21 protein-coding genes and 1 riboswitch are annotated in these 21,284 nt (G+C 69.9%); of the genes, 13 read left to right on the forward strand and 8 right to left on the reverse strand.

The features are described 5' to 3' along the window. Nucleotides 1–38: 38 nt before the first annotated feature. From OG379_RS26890 to gcvT, 5 genes are all read right to left on the reverse strand, one after another. On the reverse strand, nt 39–1,562 hold the full coding sequence (locus OG379_RS26890; RefSeq protein WP_405665584.1) for a catalase: 1,524 nt from the start codon (nt 1,560–1,562) through the stop codon (nt 39–41). Nucleotides 1,563–1,852: 290 nt separating this feature from the next. Next, nucleotides 1,853–3,238 carry an L-serine ammonia-lyase gene (locus tag OG379_RS26895; RefSeq protein ID WP_362931699.1) on the reverse strand — a complete coding sequence of 462 codons (1,386 nt, stop codon included), beginning with the start codon at nt 3,236–3,238 and terminating at the stop codon, nt 1,853–1,855. Nucleotides 3,239–3,394: 156 nt separating this feature from the next. Beyond that, a complete protein-coding gene (gene glyA / locus OG379_RS26900) occupies nt 3,395–4,654 on the reverse strand; it encodes a serine hydroxymethyltransferase (protein ID WP_393761049.1) in 1,260 nt (419 codons plus the stop codon). An 18-nt stretch (nt 4,655–4,672) separates the two neighbouring features. Then, entirely contained in the window at nt 4,673–5,050 is a 378-nt protein-coding gene (gcvH, locus tag OG379_RS26905; protein WP_103760283.1) for a glycine cleavage system protein GcvH, read from the reverse strand. Nucleotides 5,051–5,139: 89 nt separating this feature from the next. Then, nucleotides 5,140–6,267 (reverse strand): glycine cleavage system aminomethyltransferase GcvT, encoded by a 1,128-nt coding sequence (gene gcvT, locus OG379_RS26910; RefSeq protein WP_393761051.1) that lies wholly within the window; start codon nt 6,265–6,267, stop codon nt 5,140–5,142. Between the two features lie 167 nt (nt 6,268–6,434). Further along, a riboswitch (glycine riboswitch) is annotated at nt 6,435–6,532 on the reverse strand. 173 nt (nt 6,533–6,705) lie between these two features. Here gcvT and OG379_RS26915 point away from each other — a divergent pair. From OG379_RS26915 to OG379_RS26965, 11 genes are all read left to right on the forward strand, one after another. Continuing rightward, on the forward strand, nt 6,706–7,395 hold the full coding sequence (locus OG379_RS26915; protein WP_405665585.1) for an AAA family ATPase: 690 nt from the start codon (nt 6,706–6,708) through the stop codon (nt 7,393–7,395). 176 nt (nt 7,396–7,571) lie between these two features. Continuing rightward, on the forward strand, nt 7,572–8,348 hold the full coding sequence (locus OG379_RS26920) for an enhanced serine sensitivity protein SseB (protein ID WP_393761055.1): 777 nt from the start codon (nt 7,572–7,574) through the stop codon (nt 8,346–8,348). Nucleotides 8,349–8,502: 154 nt separating this feature from the next. Beyond that, complete coding sequence (locus tag OG379_RS26925; protein ID WP_405665586.1) at nt 8,503–9,297, forward strand: enhanced serine sensitivity protein SseB C-terminal domain-containing protein; 795 nt, start codon at nt 8,503–8,505, stop codon at nt 9,295–9,297. A 358-nt stretch (nt 9,298–9,655) separates the two neighbouring features. Then, entirely contained in the window at nt 9,656–10,648 is a 993-nt protein-coding gene (locus OG379_RS26930; RefSeq protein ID WP_356711427.1) for an ABC transporter permease, read from the forward strand. Between the two features lie 44 nt (nt 10,649–10,692). Next, on the forward strand, nt 10,693–12,453 hold the full coding sequence (locus OG379_RS26935) for an ABC transporter substrate-binding protein (protein ID WP_393761060.1): 1,761 nt from the start codon (nt 10,693–10,695) through the stop codon (nt 12,451–12,453). Between the two features lie 90 nt (nt 12,454–12,543). Further along, entirely contained in the window at nt 12,544–13,533 is a 990-nt protein-coding gene (locus tag OG379_RS26940) for an ABC transporter permease (RefSeq protein ID WP_393761062.1), read from the forward strand. Then, complete coding sequence (locus OG379_RS26945; RefSeq protein WP_393761064.1) at nt 13,530–14,618, forward strand: ABC transporter ATP-binding protein; 1,089 nt, start codon at nt 13,530–13,532, stop codon at nt 14,616–14,618. The genes OG379_RS26940 and OG379_RS26945 overlap by 4 nt, the downstream gene beginning before the upstream one ends. Continuing rightward, nucleotides 14,615–15,952 carry an ABC transporter ATP-binding protein gene (locus OG379_RS26950; protein ID WP_405665587.1) on the forward strand — a complete coding sequence of 446 codons (1,338 nt, stop codon included), beginning with the start codon at nt 14,615–14,617 and terminating at the stop codon, nt 15,950–15,952. Before OG379_RS26945 ends, OG379_RS26950 begins: the two co-directional genes overlap by 4 nt. 18 nt (nt 15,953–15,970) lie before the next feature. Beyond that, the gene (locus OG379_RS26955) at nt 15,971–16,642 is read left to right on the forward strand and encodes a trimeric intracellular cation channel family protein (protein WP_393761068.1); all 672 of its coding nucleotides are present in this window, start codon (nt 15,971–15,973) and stop codon (nt 16,640–16,642) included. Nucleotides 16,643–16,694: 52 nt separating this feature from the next. Continuing rightward, the gene (locus tag OG379_RS26960) at nt 16,695–17,561 is read left to right on the forward strand and encodes a thioesterase family protein (protein ID WP_401619312.1); all 867 of its coding nucleotides are present in this window, start codon (nt 16,695–16,697) and stop codon (nt 17,559–17,561) included. 19 nt (nt 17,562–17,580) lie between these two features. After that, nucleotides 17,581–18,552: a helix-turn-helix transcriptional regulator gene (locus tag OG379_RS26965; RefSeq protein WP_405665588.1), complete on the forward strand. Its 972-nt coding sequence runs from the start codon at nt 17,581–17,583 to the stop codon at nt 18,550–18,552. Here OG379_RS26965 and OG379_RS26970 read toward each other — a convergent pair. Both OG379_RS26970 and OG379_RS26975 read right to left on the reverse strand, forming a co-directional pair. Then, a complete protein-coding gene (locus OG379_RS26970) occupies nt 18,524–19,357 on the reverse strand; it encodes an alpha/beta fold hydrolase (RefSeq protein ID WP_405665590.1) in 834 nt (277 codons plus the stop codon). The genes OG379_RS26965 and OG379_RS26970 overlap by 29 nt on opposite strands. 10 nt (nt 19,358–19,367) lie before the next feature. Continuing rightward, nucleotides 19,368–19,991 (reverse strand): TetR family transcriptional regulator, encoded by a 624-nt coding sequence (locus tag OG379_RS26975; protein WP_405665591.1) that lies wholly within the window; start codon nt 19,989–19,991, stop codon nt 19,368–19,370. A gap of 105 nt (nt 19,992–20,096) precedes the next feature. Between OG379_RS26975 and OG379_RS26980 the strand changes: the two genes are divergently transcribed. Together OG379_RS26980 and OG379_RS26985 are read left to right on the forward strand one after the other, a co-directional pair. Next, nucleotides 20,097–20,252: a hypothetical protein gene (locus OG379_RS26980; RefSeq protein WP_187355833.1), complete on the forward strand. Its 156-nt coding sequence runs from the start codon at nt 20,097–20,099 to the stop codon at nt 20,250–20,252. 15 nt (nt 20,253–20,267) lie between these two features. Beyond that, entirely contained in the window at nt 20,268–20,627 is a 360-nt protein-coding gene (locus OG379_RS26985) for a DUF4190 domain-containing protein (RefSeq protein WP_405665593.1), read from the forward strand. A gap of 25 nt (nt 20,628–20,652) precedes the next feature. Here the strand turns inward: OG379_RS26985 and OG379_RS26990 are convergent, their stop codons facing one another. Then, the gene (locus OG379_RS26990) at nt 20,653–21,246 is read right to left on the reverse strand and encodes a TetR/AcrR family transcriptional regulator (protein ID WP_405665595.1); all 594 of its coding nucleotides are present in this window, start codon (nt 21,244–21,246) and stop codon (nt 20,653–20,655) included. Between the last annotated feature and the right edge of the window lie 38 nt (nt 21,247–21,284).

Raw genomic sequence — 21,284 nt, forward strand, 5'->3', positions numbered from 1 at the left:
GGAAGCCGGGGCGCCGATGCCCGAGGGGCGTACGGCTCTCAGGCCTTGCGCTGCATGTCCCGGCGCGCCGGGTTGCCCTGCTCCTGGGCCTTGGGGTCCTTCTCGCCGGCCTTCGCGCGCACGCCCTGCTCGATGCGCTTGCCGATGGTGCCGTCGATGTTCGACCAGTAGGTGAAGGCCCGTTGCAGCACGGGCTCGGTCACGCCGTTGAGCAGGTGGCCGACGACGTTGTCCACCAGCCGGTCCCGCGCCGCGTCGTCGAGGACCTCCCGCACCATGGTGCCGGCCTGCCCCCAGTCGTCGTCCTCGGCGTGGTCGACATAGGCCGCCCGGGTGATCTCACCGTCGGCGTACCAGCTCGGCGGGGTTCCGTAACGCTCGGTGTCGGCCGCCGGGCCGCCCTTGGAGTTCGGCGCGTAGACCGGGTCGGTGGTCTTCCGGTACGCCATCGCTCCGTCCTTGGAATATGTGCGCACCGGGACGACGGGGGCGTTGACGGGCAGCTGCTGGTAGTTGCCCCCGATGCGGTAGCGGTGCGCGTCCGCGTAGGAGAACAGCCGCGCCAGGAGCATGCGGTCCGGGCTCGGGCCGATGCCCGGTACGAAGTTGTTCGGCTGGAAGGCCGCCTGCTCGATCTCGGCGTGGTTGTCGGTGGGATTGCGGTCGAGCGTCATCCGCCCGACCTCGATCAGCGGGTAGTCGCCGTGCGGCCACACCTTGGTCAGGTCGAAGGGATTGAACCGGTAGTCCTTGGCGTCCTCGTACGGCATGATCTGGACCTTCAGCGTCCAGCTCGGGTACTCCCCGTCGCGGATGTGCTCGAAGAGATCACGCGTGTGATAGTCCGTGTCCGCGGAGGCCATCTGGTCGGCCTCGTGCTGGGTGAACGTCTCGACGCCCTGGTCCGTCTTGAAGTGGTACTTCACCCAGAACCGCTGGCCCTGCGCGTTGATCCACATGTACGTGTGCGAGGTGTAGCCGTTCATATGGCGCCAGGTGCGCGGGATGCCGCGGTCACCCATCAGCCAGGTGACCTGGTGCGCAGACTCGGGCGAGAGGGTCCAGAAGTCCCACTGCATGTCGTGGTCGCGCAGGTTGTTGTCCGCCCGGCGTTTCTGGGACCGGATGAAGTGCTGGAACTTCATCGGGTCCTTCACGAAGAACACGGGGGTGTTGTTGCCCACCATGTCGTAGTTGCCTTCGCTGGTGTAGAACTTCACCGCGAAACCGCGGGGGTCCCGCCAGGTGTCCGGGCTGCCCCGCTCCCCGGCGACGGTGGAGAACCTGATGACCAGGTCGGTCGTGGCGCCGGGCTGGAAGAGCGCGGCCTTCGTGTACGCGGAGACGTCCGCGGTCACCTCGAACCGCCCGAAGGCGCCGCTGCCCTTGGCGTGCGGCTGGCGTTCGGGGATTCGTTCACGGTTGAACTGGGCCATCTGCTCGATCAGGTAGGAGTCCTGGAGCAGGATCGGCCCGCCCGGGCCCACGGTGAGCGAATGCTCATCGCTCTCCACCGGGGCGCCGGAGTCGGAGGTGGTCGGCTTGTGCGAGGTGTCGGTCATTGCGTCGTTCCCCTTCGTCTTTGCCGCGGAGATACCGGTGGCGGCTCCGCACCGGGCGCCTCCGGACCGAGCGCTCCGGTGAGGAGCGTCGAGGCGTGGGCGGAGCCGGTCAGGAAGAGCGCTCCGCGCCGCCCGGGCGGGGCCGTGCTCGTCCCCTGCGCATGCACTGGTAACCCTCTACCAATGTAGGCAAACATGGACAACCGGCCAGTCAAGGATCGGTCGGCATCCGTGTGGAGCCCGGCACCCTCCGCCTGTCCGCGCAGAGGGGATTCACACGTGGACGCGGTCTAGCACTCGATGATGTTCACCGCGAGCCCGCCCCGGGCCGTCTCCTTGTACTTCACGCTCATGTCCGCACCCGTCTCCTTCATGGTCTTGATGACCTTGTCCAGGGAGACCTTGTGGCTGCCGTCGCCGCGCAGCGCCATCTTGGCCGCCGTGACCGCCTTGACCGCCGCCATGCCGTTGCGCTCGATGCAGGGGATCTGGACGAGACCGCCGACCGGGTCACAGGTCAGGCCCAGATTGTGCTCCATGCCGATCTCGGCGGCGTTCTCCACCTGCTCGGGGGAGCCGCCCAGGACCTCGGCGAGGGCTCCGGCGGCCATGGAGCAGGCGGAGCCGACCTCGCCCTGGCAGCCGACCTCGGCGCCGGATATGGAGGCGTTCTCCTTGAAGAGCATGCCGATCGCTCCCGCGGCCAGCAGGAAGCGGACGACGCTGTCGTCCTTCTCGGCCTCGGTGCAGCCGCCCGCCGCGAAGTTCATCCAGTAGTGCAGGACGGCGGGGATGATGCCCGCCGCGCCGTTGGTCGGGGCGGTCACCACGCGGCCCCCGGCGGCGTTCTCCTCGTTGACGGCCATCGCGTAGAGGGTGATCCACTCCATCGCGTGCGTCTGGGGGTCGCCCTCGGCCCGGAGCTGCCTGGCCGAGTTCGCGGCCCGGCGGCGGACCTTCAGCCCGCCGGGCAGGATGCCCTCCCGGGACATGCCGCGGGCGATGCAGGCCTGCATGACGCGCCAGATCTCCAGCAGCCCGGCCCGGATCTCGTCCTCGGTCCGCCAGGCCTTCTCGTTCTCCAGCATCAGGGAGGAGATGGACAGACCGGTCTCCCGGGCGAGCCTCAGCAGCTCGTCGCCGGTGCGGAAGGGGTGCTTCAGGACGGTGTCGTCCGGGACGATCGGGTTCTCCCCGGCCACCGCGTCCTCGTCGACGACGAAGCCGCCGCCCACCGAGTAGTACGTCTTCTCCAGGAGCGGGGCGCCGTCACGGTCGTACGCGAGGACCGTCATCCCGTTGGCGTGGTACGGCAGGGCCTTCCGCCGGTGCAGGACCAGCTGCTCGTCGGCGTCGAAGGGGATGTCGTGCATGCCGAGCAGGTTGATGCGCCCCGAGGCGCGGATCTCCTCGACGCGGGCGTCGGCGCCCTCGACGTCGACCGTGCGGGGCGACTCGCCCTCCAGACCCAGCAGCACGGCCTTCGGGGTGCCGTGACCGTGACCGGTCGCGCCGAGCGAGCCGTACAGCTCGGCCCGTATCGAGGCGGTGTGGGCCAGCAGGCCCTCGTTCTTGAGGCGGCGGGCGAACATGCGGGCCGCGCGCATCGGGCCGACCGTGTGGGAGCTGGACGGGCCGATGCCGACCGAGAAGAGGTCGAAGACCGAGAGGGCCACGGGAGTACTCCTAAGGCGTTGGTGGACGTCGTTGTCCGCCGGGTGGTGCGGGGACGGGCCGGTGGGCCCGGGAGCGCGGGGCAAAGGGGTGGGGGCACCGGGCTCACTGTGTTCAGTGTGCGCGGTGCCCCCACCCTGCGTGCAAATCGCGGGTGACTACTTGATGCCGGGGTACAGCGGGAACTTCTCGGCCAGCGCGATCACACGGGCCTTGAGGTCGTCGGCGTCGTACGTGGGCTTCAGGGCGGCCGCGATGATCTCGGCGACCTCGGCGAAGTCCTCCGCCTGGAAGCCACGGGTGGCCAGGGCGGGCGTGCCGATCCGCAGACCCGAGGTGACCATCGGGGGCCGCGGGTCGTTCGGGATGGCGTTCCGGTTGACCGTGATGCCCAGCTCGTGGAGCCGGTCCTCGGCCTGCTGGCCGTCCAGCTCGGAGTTGCGCAGGTCGACCAGGACCAGGTGGACGTCCGTACCGCCGGAGAGGACGGAGACGCCGACCTCGGTGACGTCCGGCTGCACCAGGCGCTCGGCGAGGATGCGGGCGCCGTCCAGGGTGCGCTGCTGGCGCTCCTTGAACTCGTCGGTCGCCGCGACCTTGAACGAGACCGCCTTGGCCGCGATCACGTGCTCCAGCGGGCCGCCCTGCTGACCGGGGAAGACCGCCGAGTTGATCTTCTTGGCGAGCTCCTGGGTCGACAGGATGACGCCACCGCGCGGACCGCCGAGGGTCTTGTGCGTGGTGGTCGTGACGACGTGGGCGTGCGGCACCGGGTTGGGGTGCAGACCCGCGGCGACCAGGCCCGCGAAGTGCGCCATGTCGACCATCAGGTACGCGCCGACCTCGTCCGCGATGCGGCGGAAGGCGGCGAAGTCCAGCTGGCGCGGGTAGGCGGACCAGCCGGCCACGATGAGCTTCGGCTTCGACTCCTTGGCGAGGCGCTCGACCTCGGCCATGTCCACGACGCCGGTGTCGTCGACGTGGTACGGGACCACGTTGTAGAGCTTGCCGGAGAAGTTGATCTTCATGCCGTGGGTCAGGTGACCGCCGTGGGCCAGGTTCAGACCCATGATCGTGTCGCCCGGCTTCAGCAGCGCGAACATCGCGGCGGCGTTGGCCTGCGCACCGGAGTGCGGCTGGACGTTCGCGGCCTCGGCGCCGAAGAGCGCCTTGATGCGGTCGATCGCGATCTGCTCGACCACGTCGACGTGCTCGCAGCCACCGTAGTAGCGGCGGCCGGGGTAGCCCTCGGCGTACTTGTTGGTGAGGACGGAGCCCTGCGCCTCCATGACCGCGACCGGAGCGAAGTTCTCCGAGGCGATCATCTCGAGGGTGGACTGCTGACGGTGGAGCTCGGCGTCGACGGCGGCGGCGACGTCCGGGTCCAGCTCGTGGAGGGAGGAGTTGAGAAGCGACATCAGTGGGTCCCTAAGGTCTCAGTTGCCGGAGAACGCGGTGTACTCGTCGGCGGAGAGAAGGTCCTTCGGCTCCTCCGCGACGCGCACCTTGAACAGCCAGCCGCCCTCGAAGGGGGCGGAGTTCACCAGCGACGGGTCGTCCACGACGTCCTGGTTGGCCGCGGTCACCTCGCCGGTCACCGGCGAGTACAGGTCGCTGACCGACTTGGTCGACTCCAGCTCACCGCAGGTCTCGCCCGCGGTCACCGTGTCACCGACCTCCGGGAGCTGGGCGTAGACGACGTCACCGAGCGCGTTGGCCGCGAATTCGGTGATACCGACCGCGGCCACGCCGTCCTCGAGGGCCGACAGCCACTCGTGCTCCTTGCTGTACCGCAGCTGCTGGGGGTTGCTCATGACCTGAATTCTCCTGTACGCGGGGGAGTGCTGATGAACGGTGGTCTTACGGTGTGAGACACGACTGCGTCACGTGCGGGGGCCAGGTGTCACTTACGGCGCTTGTAGAACGGCAGCGCCACGACCTCGTACGGCTCGTGCTTGCCCCGGATGTCGACCCCGACACCCTCGGTGCCGGGCGCGGCGTGCGCCGCGTCCACGTAGGCCATGGCGATCGGCTTGCCCAGGGTGGGCGACGGCGCACCGGAGGTGACCTCGCCCACGACCTGCCCGCCGGCCACGACGGGGTAACCGGCGCGCGGCACCCGGCGGCCCTCGGCGACCAGGCCGACGAGCTTGCGGGGCGGGGCGCTCTCCGCACGGGCCGCCGCGGCGGTCAGCGCCTCGCGGCCGACGAAGTCGCCCTCCTTCTCGAACTTCACGACCCTGCCCAGGCCCGCGTCGAAGGGCGTCAGCGCGGTGGTCAGCTCGTGCCCGTACAGCGGCATGCCCGCCTCCAGGCGGAGCGTGTCGCGGCAGGAGAGCCCGCAGGGGATCAGACCGTACGGCGCACCGGCCTCGGTCAGCGCCTTCCAGAGCTGCTCGGCATGGGCGGGGGCCACGAAGAGCTCGAAGCCGTCCTCGCCGGTGTAGCCGGTACGGGCGATGAGCGCGGGGACGCCGGCGACCGTTCCGGGGAGTCCGGCGTAGTACTTCAGTCCGTCCAGGTCGGCGTCCGTGACCGACTTCAGTACGGCGGGGGAGTCGGGTCCCTGGACGGCGATCAGCGCGTAGGCGTCGCGGTCGTCCCGCACCTCGGTGTCGAAGTCCCCGGCGCGCTCGGTGAGGGTGTCCAGGACGAGCTGGGCGTTGCCCGCGTTGGCGACCACCATGTACTCCGTCTCGCCCAGGCGGTAGACGATCAGGTCGTCCAGGATCCCGCCGTCCTCCGCGACGATCATCGTGTAGCGGGCCCGGCCCACGCCCACGGTGGCGATGTTGCCGACCAGCGCGTAGCTCAGGAAGGCCGCCGCCTGCGGACCGGTGACGGTGATCTCGCCCATGTGCGACAGGTCGAACAGGCCGGCCCGCTCGCGTACGGCGTTGTGCTCGTCACGCTCGCTGGCGTACCGCAGCGGCATGTCCCAGCCGGCGAAGTCGGTCATGGTCGCGCCCAGGGACCGATGCAGGGCATCGAGGGCGGTGAGACGGGGGGCGGTGCTCGGGGCAGTGCTCATGGACATGGCTCCAGGGCATGACGACAGGGGGTGGTTCCCTCCCCATCTGTCATCGGAACCTGAGAGGTTCGCCGAAAGCCCCTGAAAGGGTCCCGACGGGGTCGGCCCCGTCAGCGTCGGCTTGCACCTTGGGTGGAGCCGCAGAGCGGCCCGCTTTTCAGATCTGCCTCATCCACGCGGTACGGGGCCTGAGAGATTCAAGGGAGGAACTTGCTCCTTCGGCGCCCGGCGCACACGGTGACCGGGACTCTCCCGCGCGGATTCAAACGGCCTGTATGCAGTTGGCGGGGTCATCATCGCACGCATTGCGGGAGAGTGGGGCGTCCAGACCCGGACGGGTGCCGGCACCGACACGTACGGGCGGAAGCGGTTGTGCCGCATTACCTTTTCTTTACACTTCTTGGGCAGGTCGGTGGGTGACTCGGCAGGGGGAAGGCGATGACGTTGCAGCGCTACGCGACAACCGCGGGGGCGGCACGCGGTGCGATGCCCCAGCAGCCGGGCGCACCCGCCCGGGAGCTGACGGGCGGACACGCTCCGGTGGTGCGTGATCTGCGGGGCGGGGGTGGCCGGGGACCGAGCGGCCTGGACTTCGCGGCGGGTGACGTGGTCGTGGTCTCGGGGCTGCCCGGCAGCGGGAAGTCGACGCTGATCCGGCGGGCGGCGAAGGAGCACGCGGTCGACTCCCAGGACACCAGGGACCGCTGGGCGGCGGCCCTGCCCGGTTTACTCCCGTACGCCCTCTACCGCCCCCTGGTGCGCGCCGCGCACTACGCCGGGCTCTGGCGGCGCCTGCGGTCGGGCGGACCCGTCGTCGTGCACGACTGCGGTACGCAGGCGTGGGTGCGGCGCTGGCTGGCGCGTGAGGCCCGGCGCCGGGGCAGCGGCCTCCATCTCGTCCTGCTCGACGTCACCCCCCGGGTGGCCAGGCAGGGGCAGCGGGAGCGCGGGCGCGGGGTCTCCGGATACGCGTTCGCCCGGCACCGGCGCGCGGTGGGCCGGTTGCTGCGCGACACGGAGACCGGCCTGCTGCCTCCGGGATGCGCCTCGGCGGTGCTGCTCGACCGTGAGACCGCGGCGGGCATCGACCGGATCTCGTTCCCGGAGGCGCGGCTCCCGCAGGATTAGACCGCCCGGCGCGTCACCGTTCGCATACGCACAGTTCGCGGACCCCCGGCACGCTGTCCGGAATCTGGACGGTGCGGTGGACAGGGGCGCCGCTTCCGCCTGCGGCTCTGCCCTCCCGGCCCGACCCGGTCTAGAGTTTCAGCCGCACCGCACGGCGAGAAAGGGACACAGACACCGTGGACATTCCGGCTCAGGCCCAGGCGCCGTCGCATCCGTCACAGGGATGGCCGGCCAACGAGCTCGAAGAAGTTCTCAGCGCCTCCCTCGGCGTGCCCGGCGCGGGCGGACGGCTGGTCGAGGTGCTCGGCCGCAGCCAGGTCTGGGTCCCCCTGCCGAACGGCGGGGGGCCCGACAGCATCGGCCTCGACCTGCCGACGGTCGACATCGACGGCGGCGCCTACGTCCCCGTCTTCAGCTCCGAGGCGCAGTTCCTCCAGTGCGTCGGCACCCATCTCTCCTTCACCGTGGCGCCCGCACGCGAGTTCGCCCGTGGACTGCCCCCGCAGCTCGGTATAGCGGTCAACCCCGGCGGTGCCGTCGGGGTGCCCCTGCCGCCCCCCGCCGTCGCCGAGCTCTGCCGGGCCGGGCGGACCCCGCTGGACGGCCCCGCGAGCGGCGGCCGGGTGCGGCTGTACGAGCCGGACTGGAAGGAGGACCCGGTCGACTTCCTCGCCGCGGTCTCCGCCGAATTCCAGGAGACCGCCGTGGTGAACACCGCGCGCCGGGTGCTGGCCAGCATCGAGGGCGACAGCCCCGTCCTCTTCGTCGGCGTCGAGTCCGCCGTGTGGGACGCCGCCGGTCAGAGCGCCCCGCTGGACGCCCTGGGCCGCGCGCTCGGCCGGGTCCAGGTGCCCTGGCCGGTCAATCTCCTGCTGCTCGACGTGGCGCAGGACCCGGTCGGCGACTGGATGCTGGAGAAGGTACGTCCGTTCTACCGGCGCGACGCGTACTGAGAGACGGAGCCCCCGTTGCCACGTGGCGTCAAGCCGGTGTCAGGGGCGGCGCATAAGCTGGTTGGATGACGAGGCCGCCCCGTGTGCCCGGGAGTGGCACCACAGCACCGTGCGGCATGCGGGAACAGCGGAACGAAGAGGGGCGGGACCCAGGGTGAGTGCGTCAGGCACCGCGGCGGCCGGGCTGGTCGAGCACATGCTTCGCCAAGTGACCCCGGGGCGCCTCGACGCGTACGAGTCGCTGTTGCACTCCCTTGCGGACGGCCAGGTCTGGATGCTCCTCTGGCACGGCACGGCGGGCTCCCCCGACGCCCAGTACGGCAACATGGAGGTCGAAGGGCAGGGTTACGCCCCCTGCGTGACCTCCGCCCAGGAGCTCTCCGCCAGCGGCTGGACCAGGGCCCACGAGGTGATCACGGGCCGCGACATCGCCCGCTCCCTCTTCCCCGACCGCTGGGGCATCTGGCTCAACCCGCACGCCCCCGGCGGCGGCGTCGGCATTCCCTGGCTGGACCTGCGCCGCATCGCCACCGGCCTCGACCGGATGCCCGCGGGGCCGCTGCGGCTCACCGAACCCACCATCGAGCTCCCGCAGTTCTACGCCCTGCTGTCGCAGAACGCCCACCGCACCTCCGCCGTCCGCGCGCTGCGCCGCGCCTGGGTGCAGCCCGCGCTCGGCGCCCCGTACCTCGCGATCGGGCTCGACCTCTACGACACCGGCCGGCCGTCCGTCGACGCGGTCCGCGCGATGATGCAGCAGTCCATCGGCGTGGTCCCCGACGGGCTGCCCGTCTCGACGGTCTCACTGTCCGACGAGTACGACCCCGTCGCGATGTGGCTGAAAGCCAACTCACGCCCGTTCTACGACCGCGAGGCACACGCCCCGGCACCCGCGGTCCAGGGTTACGGCTACCCGCCCGCCGCCGGCCCGGCACCGCACGCGTACTGAGAGGGCGTCGGGCTCGTCGCCTCGACGCACGGTCAAATAGTCACCTGAACAACGTGGTTGGGTGACATGCCCCTTAGTGGTGGATTGGTTCCCCGGGGGCCCGCTCAGCAAGCACAGCTGTCCGCATAACGGAAGCCTCTTGGCAGCATCACGTTTGAGCAAACATTCCCCGTCAGGTCTGGCGGGTGATCGCAAAGTGGTTGAAGACTCCACACAGCAGGTGCTCCATGCCCGACGAACCCCTCTTTCAAACAGGGTCAGTTCGGGCATGTGTGATCGCATCTGTCATGTTTTGTTAGAGCCGCTACAGCGGCGGTCACAGGCCGGCCACCGTCGGCCGAGAGGGGTCTCCAGCGCAATGACGGCACCGATCGAGACCACCGGGGCGGATGCGCGGCCCGAAACGGTGCTGGAAGGCGCCGGGCGCAAGGAGATCGAGGGCCGCTCGCTCGGCCGCATCGCCTGGACGCGCTTCAAGCGGGACAAGGGCGCCATGGCCGGTGGCATCGTTGTCGTGCTGCTGATCCTCACCGCGGTCCTGTCCAAGCCGCTCCAGTCGCTCCTCGGGCTCGACCCCAACGCCTTCAACCAGAGCCTGGTCGACCCCGTCATGCTGGCGCCCAAGGGCTCCCTGGGCGGAATCAGCTGGGACCACCCCCTCGGAGTCGAACCGCAGACCGGACGCGACATCCTGGCGCGCATCCTCGAAGGCTCCTGGGTCTCCCTCGTGGTCGCCGTCGGCTCCACGCTGCTCTCGGTCGTCATCGGCGTCGTCATGGGCGTCGTGGCCGGTTTCTACGGGGGCTGGGTGGACAGCTTCATCAGCCGGCTGATGGACACCTTCCTCGCCTTCCCGCTGCTCCTCTTCGCGATCTCCATCTCCGCCTCCCTGCAGGGCAACGCCTTCGGGATGGAAGGGCTCACGCTGCGGATCGCGGTCCTGATCTTCGTGATCGGGTTCTTCAGCTGGCCCTACATCGGCCGCATCGTCCGTGCGCAGACGCTCTCGCTGCGTGAGCGGGAGTTCGTCGAGGCCGCCAGGTCGCTGGGCGCCCGCGGCCCGTTCATCCTCTTCCGCGAGCTGCTGCCGAACCTCATCGCGCCGATCCTCGTGTACGCGACGCTGCTGATCCCCACGAACATCCTCTTCGAGGCCTCCCTGTCCTTCCTCGGCGTGGGTATCGCGCCGCCGCAGGCGTCATGGGGCGGCATGCTCACGCAGGCGGTCGACCTCTACGAGGTGGACCCGATGTTCATGGTCATCCCCGGCATGGCGATCTTCATCACCGTGCTGGCCTTCAATCTGCTGGGGGACGGGCTGCGTGACGCACTCGACCCTCGTGGCAAGTAATCGCGGCAGTGCCGCACCGGACTAGCGAGGGGGCTTTCCTCAGCATGCAGAACAGAAAGACAGCAGCGGCCATAGCCATGGCCGTAGCGGTGTCGCTCGGCGCATCGGCCTGCAGTGGCAGCGATTCGGGCGGTGACAGCAACGGCGGTGGGGGCAACGCCAAGGCCGACGCCGGTCTGACCAGCATCGTCAACCCGACGGACAAGAAGGGGGGGACGGTCACCTACGAGCACTCCAGTGGCCCGGACTCCCTGGACCCGGGCAACACGTACTACGGCTGGGTCCAGAACTTCTCCCGCCTGTACGCCCGTTCCCTGGTGACCTTCAAGCCCGCCGCCGGCAAGGAGAGCCTGAAGGTCGTTCCCGACCTGGCCACCAGCCTCGGCAAGGCCAGCGCGGACGCCAAGACCTGGACGTACACGATCCGCAAGGGCGTGAAGTTCGAGGACGGCACCGAGATCACCTCGAAGGACGTCAAGTACGCCGTCGAGCGCTCCAACTTCGCGCCGGAGGCCCTGTCCAACGGCCCGACGTACTTCAAGGCCTACCTCGAGGGCGGCGACAAGTACAAGGGTCCGTACAAGGACAAGTCGGCCGAGGGCCTCAAGTCCATCGAGACCCCGGACGACTACACGATCGTCTTCAAGCTGAGCAAGCCCTTCGCGGACATGGACTACCTCGCCGCCTTCTCGCAGACCGCCCCGGTCCCGCAGAAGGCCGACACGGGTGCCAGCTACGTCCAGAAGATGGTCTCCTCCGGTCCGTACAAGTTCTCGGCGTACGACGAGAGCAAGGGCGCGACGCTGGTCCGCAACCCGGAGTGGGACCCGAAGACGGACCCGATCCGCAAGGCGCTGCCGGACAAGATCCAGCTGAAGCTCAACGTCAACCCCACCACGGTCGACGACCACCTCCTCAACGACGTGACCACCGCGGACGTCGCTGGCACGGGTCTGCAGTCCAAGACCCAGCCCAAGGTCCTGGTCAAGGCCTCCGAGAAGGCGAAGACGGACAACCCGTACGCCGGCGTCCTGCAGTACATGGCGCTGAACGTGAACGTGAAGCCGTTCGACAACGTGGAGTGCCGCAAGGCCGTCCAGTACGCCGTCGACAAGCAGAGCCTGATCGACTCGATCGGTGGCTCGGTCAAGGGTGACCCGGCCACCACGGTCATTCCGCCGACCGTCGCGGGCTACAAGAAGTTCGACCTGTACCCGACCGAGGGCAACAAGGGCGACATCGCGAAGGCCAAGGAGCACCTGGCCAAGTGCGGTCAGGCCAAGGGCTTCAAGACCACGCTGACGGCGCGTTCGGACCGTCCTGACGAGATCACCGCCGCCACGCAGCTCCAGGGCAGCCTGAAGGCGATCGGCATCACCGCCGAGATCAAGCAGTTCCCGTCGGACAAGTACTTCACCGACTTCGCGGGTGTCCCCGAGTGGGTCCACAAGAACAACGCGGGCATGATGATGATGCAGTGGGGCGCCGACTGGCCGACCGGCTTCGGTTTCCTGGACCAGATCGTGAACGGATCGGCCATCAAGCCGTCCGGTGGCACGAACCTGATGGAGCTCGACGACAAGGGTGTCAACGAGGCCCTCGTCAAGGGCATCGGCACCGTCGACACCACGGCGCGCAACGCCGCCTGGGGCGAGGTCGACCAGAAGGTCATGGAGAACGCCTCGGTCGTTCCCCTCATCTACCGCAAGAACCTGCTCTACCGCCCGGACTCCGCGGCGAACGTCACGGTCACCGACGCGTACCTCGGCATGTACGACTACGTGCTGATGACCTCGACCAAGTAACACCTGTTCATCAACAGCATCCCTTGAAAGGCAGGTGAAGGCGCCGGGCCGGCGGGCGTCACCCGTCCGCCCGCCCGGCGCCGCACGGCTGTGGCTGCGTACATCATCCGACGCGTATTCGCCGCGGTGTTGCTGCTGCTGGTGGTCAGCGCAGTCACGTTCGCGATCTTCTTCCTGGTGCCCCGCCTCGGCGGGCAGACCCTCGACTCGATGGCCGCCCAGTACGTCGGGAAGAGCCCCGACCCGGACGTCATCGCCGCGGTCAAGAAGAACCTGGGGCTCGACCAGCCCCTCTACATCCAGTACTGGGAGTTCATCAAGGGCATCGTCGTCGGTGCCGACTACCAGTTCGGCCCCGACCCGGTCACCTGCAACGCCCCGTGCTTCGGGTACTCCTTCAAGACCCACACCGAGATCTGGCCGCAGCTCGTCGACCGCATCCCGGTCACCCTGTCGCTGGCCGTCGGTGCCGCGGTCATCTGGGTCGTCTCCGGTGTCGCGATCGGTGTCCTCTCCGCGCTGAAGCGGGGCTCGGTCTTCGACCGCCTCTCCATGGGCGTCGCGCTCGCCGGCGTCTCGCTGCCGATGTTCTTCACCGGCCTCGTCGTGCTGGCGCTCTTCGGCAACGGGGAGTACGTCCCCTTCGCGGAGAATCCGGTCGAGTGGGCGGGCAGCCTGGTCCTGCCCTGGTGCACGCTCGCCCTCCTGTACTCCGCGCTCTACGCCCGGCTCACCCGGGCCGGGATGCTGGAGACGATGGGCGAGGACTACATCAGAACCGCGCGCGCCAAGGGCCTCAAGGAACGCAAGGTGGTCGTCAAGCACGGGCTGCGCTCCGCGCTGACCCCGCTCGTCACGATCTTCGGTATGGACTTCGCGCTGCTGCTCGGCGGCGCCGTCATCACCGAACGCGTCTTCTCCTTCCAGGGGCTGGGTGCCTTCGCCATCCAGGGCGTGACCACCGCCGACCTGCCCAAGGTGATGGGCGTGACCCTGGTCGCCGCCTTCTTCATCGTCATCTGCAACCTGCTGGTGGACCTCGTGTACGCCGCGATCGACCCCCGGGTGAGGCTCTCATGAGCGAGGTAAGCAAGACGGACTCCCCGGCGGCGGACACCGTTCCCGCCCCGCGGTCCGGCGACGGCCACGAGTTCCTGTCCGTACGCAACCTCAGCGTCCACTTCGACACCGACGACGGCCTGGTCAAGTCCGTCGACGGCGTCAGCTTCGACCTGAAGGCCGGCCAGACCCTCGGCATCGTCGGCGAGTCCGGTTCGGGCAAGTCCGTGACCTCGCTGGGGATCATGGGCCTGCACACCTCGGAGCGCGCCCGGATCAACGGCGAGATCTGGCTCGACGGCGAGGAGCTCATCGGCGCCGGCCCCGAGCGCGTACGCAAGCTGCGCGGCCAGAAGATGGCCATGATCTTCCAGGACCCGCTGTCCGCCCTGCACCCGTACTACAGCATCGGCGCGCAGATCGTGGAGGCCCACCGGGTCCACAACAAGGTCGACAAGAAGACCGCGAAGAAGCGCGCGATCGAGATGCTCGACCGCGTCGGGATCCCCGAACCGCACCGCCGGTACGAGGACTACCCGCACCAGTTCTCCGGCGGCATGCGTCAGCGCGCCATGATCGCGATGGCTCTGGTCAACAACCCGCAGCTGCTCATCGCCGACGAGCCGACGACCGCCCTCGACGTCACGGTCCAGGCGCAGATCCTCGACCTCATCCGTGATCTGCAGAAGGAGTTCGGCTCCGCGGTCGTCATGATCACGCACGACCTCGGTGTCGTCGCCGAGATCGCGGACCACCTGCTCGTGATGTACGCGGGACGCTGCATCGAGCGCGGCACGGCCGAGAAGGTGTTCTACGAGCCCCAGCACCCCTACACCTGGGGTCTGCTCGGCTCGATGCCGCGTATCGACCGGGAGCAGACCGAGCGGCTCATCCCGGTCAAGGGCTCGCCGCCCAGCCTCATCAACGTCCCGTCGGGCTGCGCCTTCCACCCGCGCTGCCCGTACGCCGACGTCCCGCCGGACAACATCACCCGCACCGAGCGTCCGGAGCTGCAGCAGGTCAGCGACGGGCACTACTCCGCGTGCCACATGTCGCGTGAGCAGCGCGACCGGATCTGGACCGAAGAGATTGCGCCGAAGCTGTGACTGATCTGAACAAGAAGACTCCCGCGTCTGCCGCGGCCGGGTCGGACGGGTCCGGGTCCGAGCCGCTCCTCAAGGTCGACGGCCTGGTCAAGCACTTCCCGATCACCAAGGGCGTGCTGAAGCGCAAGGTCGGCGCGGTCCAGGCCGTGGACGGGCTCACCTTCGACGTGCGTCCCGGGGAGACCCTGGGCGTGGTCGGTGAGTCGGGCTGCGGGAAGTCGACCATGGGCCGGCTCGTGACCCGCCTGCTGGAACCGACCGGCGGCAAGGTCGAGTTCCAGGGCCGGGACATCACCCACATGTCCGCGGGCCGGCTCCGGCCGATGCGCCGCGACATCCAGATGATCTTCCAGGACCCGTACGGCTCGCTGAACCCGCGCCACACGGTCGGCGGGATCGTCGGCACCCCCTTCCGGCTCCAGGGCGTCAACCCCGAGGGCGGTGTGAAGGCGGAGGTCCAGCGGCTGCTGGAGCTGGTGGGGCTCAACCCCGAGCACTACAACCGCTACCCGCACGAGTTCTCCGGCGGTCAGCGCCAGCGCATCGGCATCGCGCGGGCGCTCGCACTGAAGCCGAAGCTGGTCGTCGCCGACGAGCCGGTCTCGGCGCTGGACGTGTCGATCCAGGCGCAGGTGGTGAACCTGCTGGACGACCTCCAGGAGGAGCTCGGGCTCACGTACATGATCATCGCGCACGACCTTTCGGTCATCCGCCATGTGTCGGACCGGATCGCGGTCATGTACCTCGGCAAGATCGTCGAGCTCGCGGACCGCACCTCGCTGTACGAGGCGCCGATGCACCCGTACACCAAGGCGCTGATGTCCGCGGTGCCGGTGCCGGACCCGCGCAGGCGCGGCGCCAAGAGCGATCGCATCCTGCTCAAGGGCGACGTGCCGTCGCCGATCTCGCCGCCGACCGGCTGCCGCTTCCACACCCGGTGCTGGAAGGCGACGCAGGTCTGCAAGACCACGGAGCCGCCGCTGCTCCAGCTGAAGACCGGGCACCAGGTGGCGTGCCACCACCCGGAGAACGGCGAGGACCAGGTCCCGGGTGACGCGCCGCTCGTCGCGGACGTCATCACGGTGAAGTCGGCGGGCGCCGCGGAGCCCGCCGCCGTGACGGAGAAGGCGGCGGCCCCCGAGGCGGCGACCGCCCCTGAGGCGGCGACCGCCCCTGAGGCGGCGACCGCCCCCGAGGCGGCGGACGAGCCGGAGGAAGCCCCCGGGTCCGCAGCCCCGGAAGGGCCGGAGAAGTCCGCCGAGCCCGACCCGGAGGGGGACGGCAAGGACTCCTCCGCGCCGTCCACGGGTGCGGAGGACAAGGCGAAGGAGTAGTACCGGCACAATTGCCCGGTGCTCAACGAACTCTTCACCCCCTCCGTCCAGCATTCGCTCGACATCGTCGGAATCTTCGTCTTCGCGATCTCGGGCGCCCTGCTCGCCGTACGCAAGAACTTCGATGTCTTCGGCATCGCGGTCCTCGCCGAGGTGACAGCGCTGGGCGGAGGGATCTTCCGTGATGTGATGATCGGCGCGCTCCCTCCGGCGGCCTTCACGGATCTCGGCTACTTCGTGACCCCGCTGTTCGCGGCCGCGCTGGTGTTCTTCCTGCACCCGCACGTGGAGCGGATCCAGGTCGGCGTCAACGTCTTCGACGCCGCCGGACTGGGGCTCTTCTGCGTGGCCGGCACGGTCAAGGCGTACGAGTACGGTCTCGGCCTCACCTCGTCCGCCGCCCTCGGGCTGGCCACCGCGGTGGGCGGCGGGGTGCTGCGCGACGTCCTGGCCAACGAGGTGCCGTCGCTGCTGCGCTGGGACCGGGACCTGTACGCCGTGCCCGCGATCGTGGGCGCCGTCATGGTGGTCCTCTGCATCCGCTTCGACGCCCTCAACGACTACACCAGCGGCACCGCCGCGATCACGGCGTTCCTCCTGCGGCTCCTGGCCCTGCGCTTCCACTGGCGGGCCCCGCGTGCCTACAACCGGCGGTCGGCCACGGCGGAGGAGAAGCCTGCCGTCATGTGACGGTAAACAAAAAGCTACCGCTCAGTAATGTGATCGGTGTACCGTGCATGCCATGGCACAGGCAGCAGCGCAGGAGTCGCGCGCGGTACAGGCGACCATCGGTGACAGCGAGTTCGACCGCGACACCACCGTCACGCTCCGGGAGGAAGGCGTCTACGACGCGGAGCTCTCCGCGGGGTGGACGATCATCCACGCGGTCAACGGCGGCTACCTGCTCGCCATGCTCGGCCGCGCGCTCGGTGAGGCGCTCCCGCACTCCGACCCCTTCTCGGTCTCCGCGCACTACCTCACGGCCTCCGTCCCCGGGCCGGCCGTGATCCGCACCCAGGTCGTCCGCACCGGCCGCACGCTCTCCACCGGCGAGGCCTCCCTCTTCCAGTTCGCGGAGGACGGCACGGAGATCGAGCGCATCCGGGTGCTGGCCACCTACGGCGACCTGGACGGTCTCACCGACGAGGTCCGCACGTCGGCCGAGCCGCCGGCCATCGCGCCCCTCGACCAGTGCTTCGGCACGAGCGACGGGACGGCGCCGATCCCCGGCAGCTCCGCCATCACCGAACGGCTGGACATCAAGCTCGACCCGGCGACGGTCGGCTGGGCCGTCGGCGCGCCGTCGGGCAAAGGCGAGATGCGGGGCTGGTTCGCGCTCGCCGACGGCCGCGACGCGGACCCGCTCTCGCTGCTGCTCACCGTGGACGCGCTGCCGCCGACCTCGTTCGAGCTGGGGCTCAAGGGCTGGACGCCCACCATCGAGCTCACCACCCACATCCGCTGCCGTCCGGCCCCCGGGCCGCTGCGCGTCTCCATCACCACCCGCAACCTCGCGGGCGGTTTCCTGGAGGAGGACGCGGACGTCTGGGACAGCGCCGGCCGTCTCGTCGCCCAGTCCCGCCAGCTGGCCCGCGCGCCCCGCGGCTGAGGCCCGCCAGAATGGTCCGGTGAAGTCCGACCGGCTCCTCTCCATCCTGCTGCTCCTCCAGACCCGCGGTCTGGTCCCCGCCGGTGAGCTGGCCGAGCGCCTCGAAGTCTCGGTACGCACCATCTACCGGGACGTCGAGGCGCTCTCGGCCTCCGGCGTGCCCGTGTACGCGGAGCGGGGGCGCAACGGGGGGATCGCGCTGCTGCCCGGCTTCCGGACCGATGTCACCGGGCTCACCGCCGACGAGGCGCGCGCCCTGTTCGTCCTCGCAGCGCAGGGCGCCCACACCGCGCTCGGGCTCGACGCCGCGCTCGGCTCCGCGCTGCGCAAGGTGATGGCCGCGCTCCCGGCCCCGCACCGGCCCGCCGCCGAACAGACCAGCCGCCGCATCCTGGTGGACCCGGTCCGCTGGATGAGCGGTCCACAGGCCGCCGTCGACGTGGGTGAGCTGCACGACGCGGTCTTCGCCGACCGGAGGCTGCTGCTCCACTACCGGCACAGCGGCACGGACACCTTCCGCGTCTACACCGTCGACCCGTACGGCCTCGTGGTGAAGGCGGGCGTCTGGTACCTGACCGCCGACCTGGACGGCGCGCCCCGGCTCTTCCGCGCGGACCGGGTGCAGCGGGCGGCCCTCACCGAGGAGCCCGTGGTGCGCAGGGAGGGCGTCGAGCCCGCCGACGTCTGGGAGGAGCTGCGCCGGCAGGTCGAGGAGCGGCCCGGGGACGTACGGCTCCAAGTGCGCGTGCACCGCTCCCGGCTGGATCTCTTCGTACGCCTGTGCGCGGGGGTGCTGACCGGCCGGCCGGTGCCGGAGCAGGCGTCGGCGGGGGAGTGGCTGCTGGCCGAGCTCGCGGTGCCCGAACTCGGGTGGGCGCGCTCCCTGCTCTCCTTCGGTCCGAACCTGGAGGTGCTGTCGCCTCCTCAGGTGCGCCGCCTGCTCGCCGAGGCCGCGGCCGCGGTCACGGAGCTGTACGCAGAAAACGGGTGAGGGCCGCGGTGAGCTCGGCGGGCGCGTCCTCCTGGACCAGATGTCCGGCCCCCTCGATCAGCCGCACCCCGGCACCCGGGATCATCCCGGCCAGCTCATGGCCGCGGGCGACCGGGATCCAGGTGTCCTCCGTGCCCCAGCACACCAGCACGGGCAGCTCCAGCTCGCCGTAACGGTGCTGGATCTCATCGGTGAACCGCTGGTCGTTCTGGGCGATCTGGCGGTAGAACGCGGGCTGTCCGGCCTCCGTGCACCAGGGGCCGACGAGGCTCTCCAGCACCGCCGGATGCAGTCCCCGGTGGCTGGCCGACCCGACGTACTCCGTCACCAGCGCCCGGTGCAGTCCGGGCGGCAGCTCGCCGAAGACCTCGGACCGTCCCCCGAGCAGCCGGTAGGCGGGTGAGCCCCACGGGGCCAGGGCCACCGGGTCGACGAGGGCCAGACGCCGGTAGCGGGAGCCGTGCAGGAGATGGGCCCGCAGGGCGACGCAGCCCCCGAAGTCATGGGCGGTCACGGCCGGTTCGTCGAGCCCCCAGTGCTCGATGAGCTCGGCGAGCACCCAGGCCTGGGAGCGGAGCGACACGTCCTGGCCGTCGTACTGCGCGGAGGCGCCGTAACCCGGCAGGTCCCACACGTACACACGGTGGTCCTGCGCCAGCCCCCGGGCGATACCCCGCCAGACGTACGAGGAGAAGGGCGTGCCGTGCACCAGGACCACGGGCGGAGCCTGCTCGGGTCCCAGCGCGGCCCAGCGGACCTCGCCCGCGGAACTGATGAAGGTCCGGTCCAGCGTCCAGTCGTTCATGGAACCGACCCTACGGCTTGTCCAGCCAGTGGGCCCGGCCCACCGTGACCAGGCGCAGCCGGCGCCGCGCCACCCGGACGACCTCCTCCTCGCCCTCCGGACCGGCGTCCAGCAGCGCCGACGCGGTCAGCACCATGTGGTCGACGTACAGCCCGCCCAGCATCAGGAGGTCCTCCCGGTCCCAGCCCGCCGACTCCGGCTCCTCGCCGAGGACTTGGGCGACCTCCTCGGCGAAGCCGCGCAGCTGGGCGGCGATGGCCCCGCGGACCTCCCCGACACCGCCGTGCTGCTCGCGGGCGATGAAACGGAAGTGAGCGGGCTGCGCCGCGACATGACGCGCTATCAGCCCGACGCTGCGGTCGAGCCGCTCCTCGCTGTCCCCCGTGTCGGCCAGGATCGCGGCGATCATGCCGTGCAGGCTGCCCAGGGTCTCCTCGACGAGGGCGACGCCGAGTGCCGCCGTGCCGTCGAAGTGGCGGTAGAAGGCGGTCGGGGTCACGCCCACGGCCCTCGTCACCTCACGCAGGCCCAGGCTGCTCAGGCTCTGGTGCTCCAGCAGTCCGAGTGCCGCGTCGAGCAGCGCCTGGCGGGTCTTCAGCTTCTGGGCCTGGCGGATGCCGACGGTGTGACTCATGCCATTCAGTAAACAACCGTTCTCCGAGTTTCGGAAGTGATCCAGGGTCTAGACTTACAAGTCAGTGCACAGTCGTACTCTCAAAGCTCGCAGAAAGGCCCGGACATGTTCGTCCTCGTCGCCGCCCTGCTCCTGCTGGGGGTTGTCCTCGGAGCGGTCGCGCACCTCCCGCTCCCCGCGGCCCTGGCCGCCGCTGCCGTGATCGGACTCTGGCTGGCGGTCTTCGGTGTCCGTGAACGCCTCGCCCGCCGCACCCGCTGACGAAGGAGCCGCACCATGACACTCATCACCGCACACACCGCTCCGCGCGACTCCCGTTCCGACGGGGCGCGTTCCGGTGAGTCCTCTTCGGCCGAAGTGCGTTCCGGCGAGTCCTCTTCGGCCGAGGTGCGTTCCGGCACCCGGGAGGGTGACGGGCTCGCCGTCGCCTCGTTCGTGCTCGGGCTGCTGGGCCTCCTCGTGATGAACATCCTGCTCGGGCCCGTCGCCATCGTCATGGCGATCGTCGCTCTCGCCCGCTCCACCGCCCGCCGGGGCCGCGCGCTGCTCGGGCTGGCCCTGGGCATCGCCGACCTGGTCGTCCTGGCCGTCCTGGTCACGGCCAACGGCACCGTCTCCTGGAGCCTCGCCGGCTGACCCTCCGCGCCGCCGCCCCGAAGGGCTACGCGCGAACCGATCGCCAGATTTGCTCCGGCAGGAGGCGTGCCGCCTCGTCGAGGTCGACGTCGCCGATGCCTGACAGCCACCGGCGGGCGACGGCGACGACAGGCCCCATGACGAGGGACTCGATCAGTGGCGCGGGGAGCGGGGCGAGCTCCCCCGAATCGGTGTGGAGCCGGATCCAGAGGCCCACTTCCGAGACCCTGGCCTCCTGGGCGTCGCGGAATTCCCTGCCCCGCGTCATGCTCTTGCGGTCCGCGAGAGGGGAGTGCAGGAGAAGCGCGGGGCCGTGGTGCTCCTGGACGAAGTCCAGGTAGGCCCGCACGGCGGCCGCGATGCCCTCGCGCGCGGTCTCCGAGTCCCGCAAGCCCTCGGCCAGTTCGCCCAGCAGCCGGTCCAGCCAGCGGTGTCCGAGAGTGGCTATGAGGCCGTCGAAGCTGCCGAAGTGGTGGTATAGGCTGCCCAGGCTGACGCCGCTGTCCTGGACGACGGCGGTGACTGTGAGCCCCTCCTCGCCCGACGCGACGAACACGCGCAGGGCGGCATCCAGGAGCAGCTCGGAAGTGACTTCGCCGCGCTGCTGTTTGGGGCTCATCGAGTGTCGTCCCTGTGATGCTCGAGGCGGGCTCTTCC

The sequence above is a fragment of the Streptomyces sp. NBC_01166 genome, assembly GCF_045039765.1.
GTDB lineage: Bacteria > Actinomycetota > Actinomycetes > Streptomycetales > Streptomycetaceae > Streptomyces.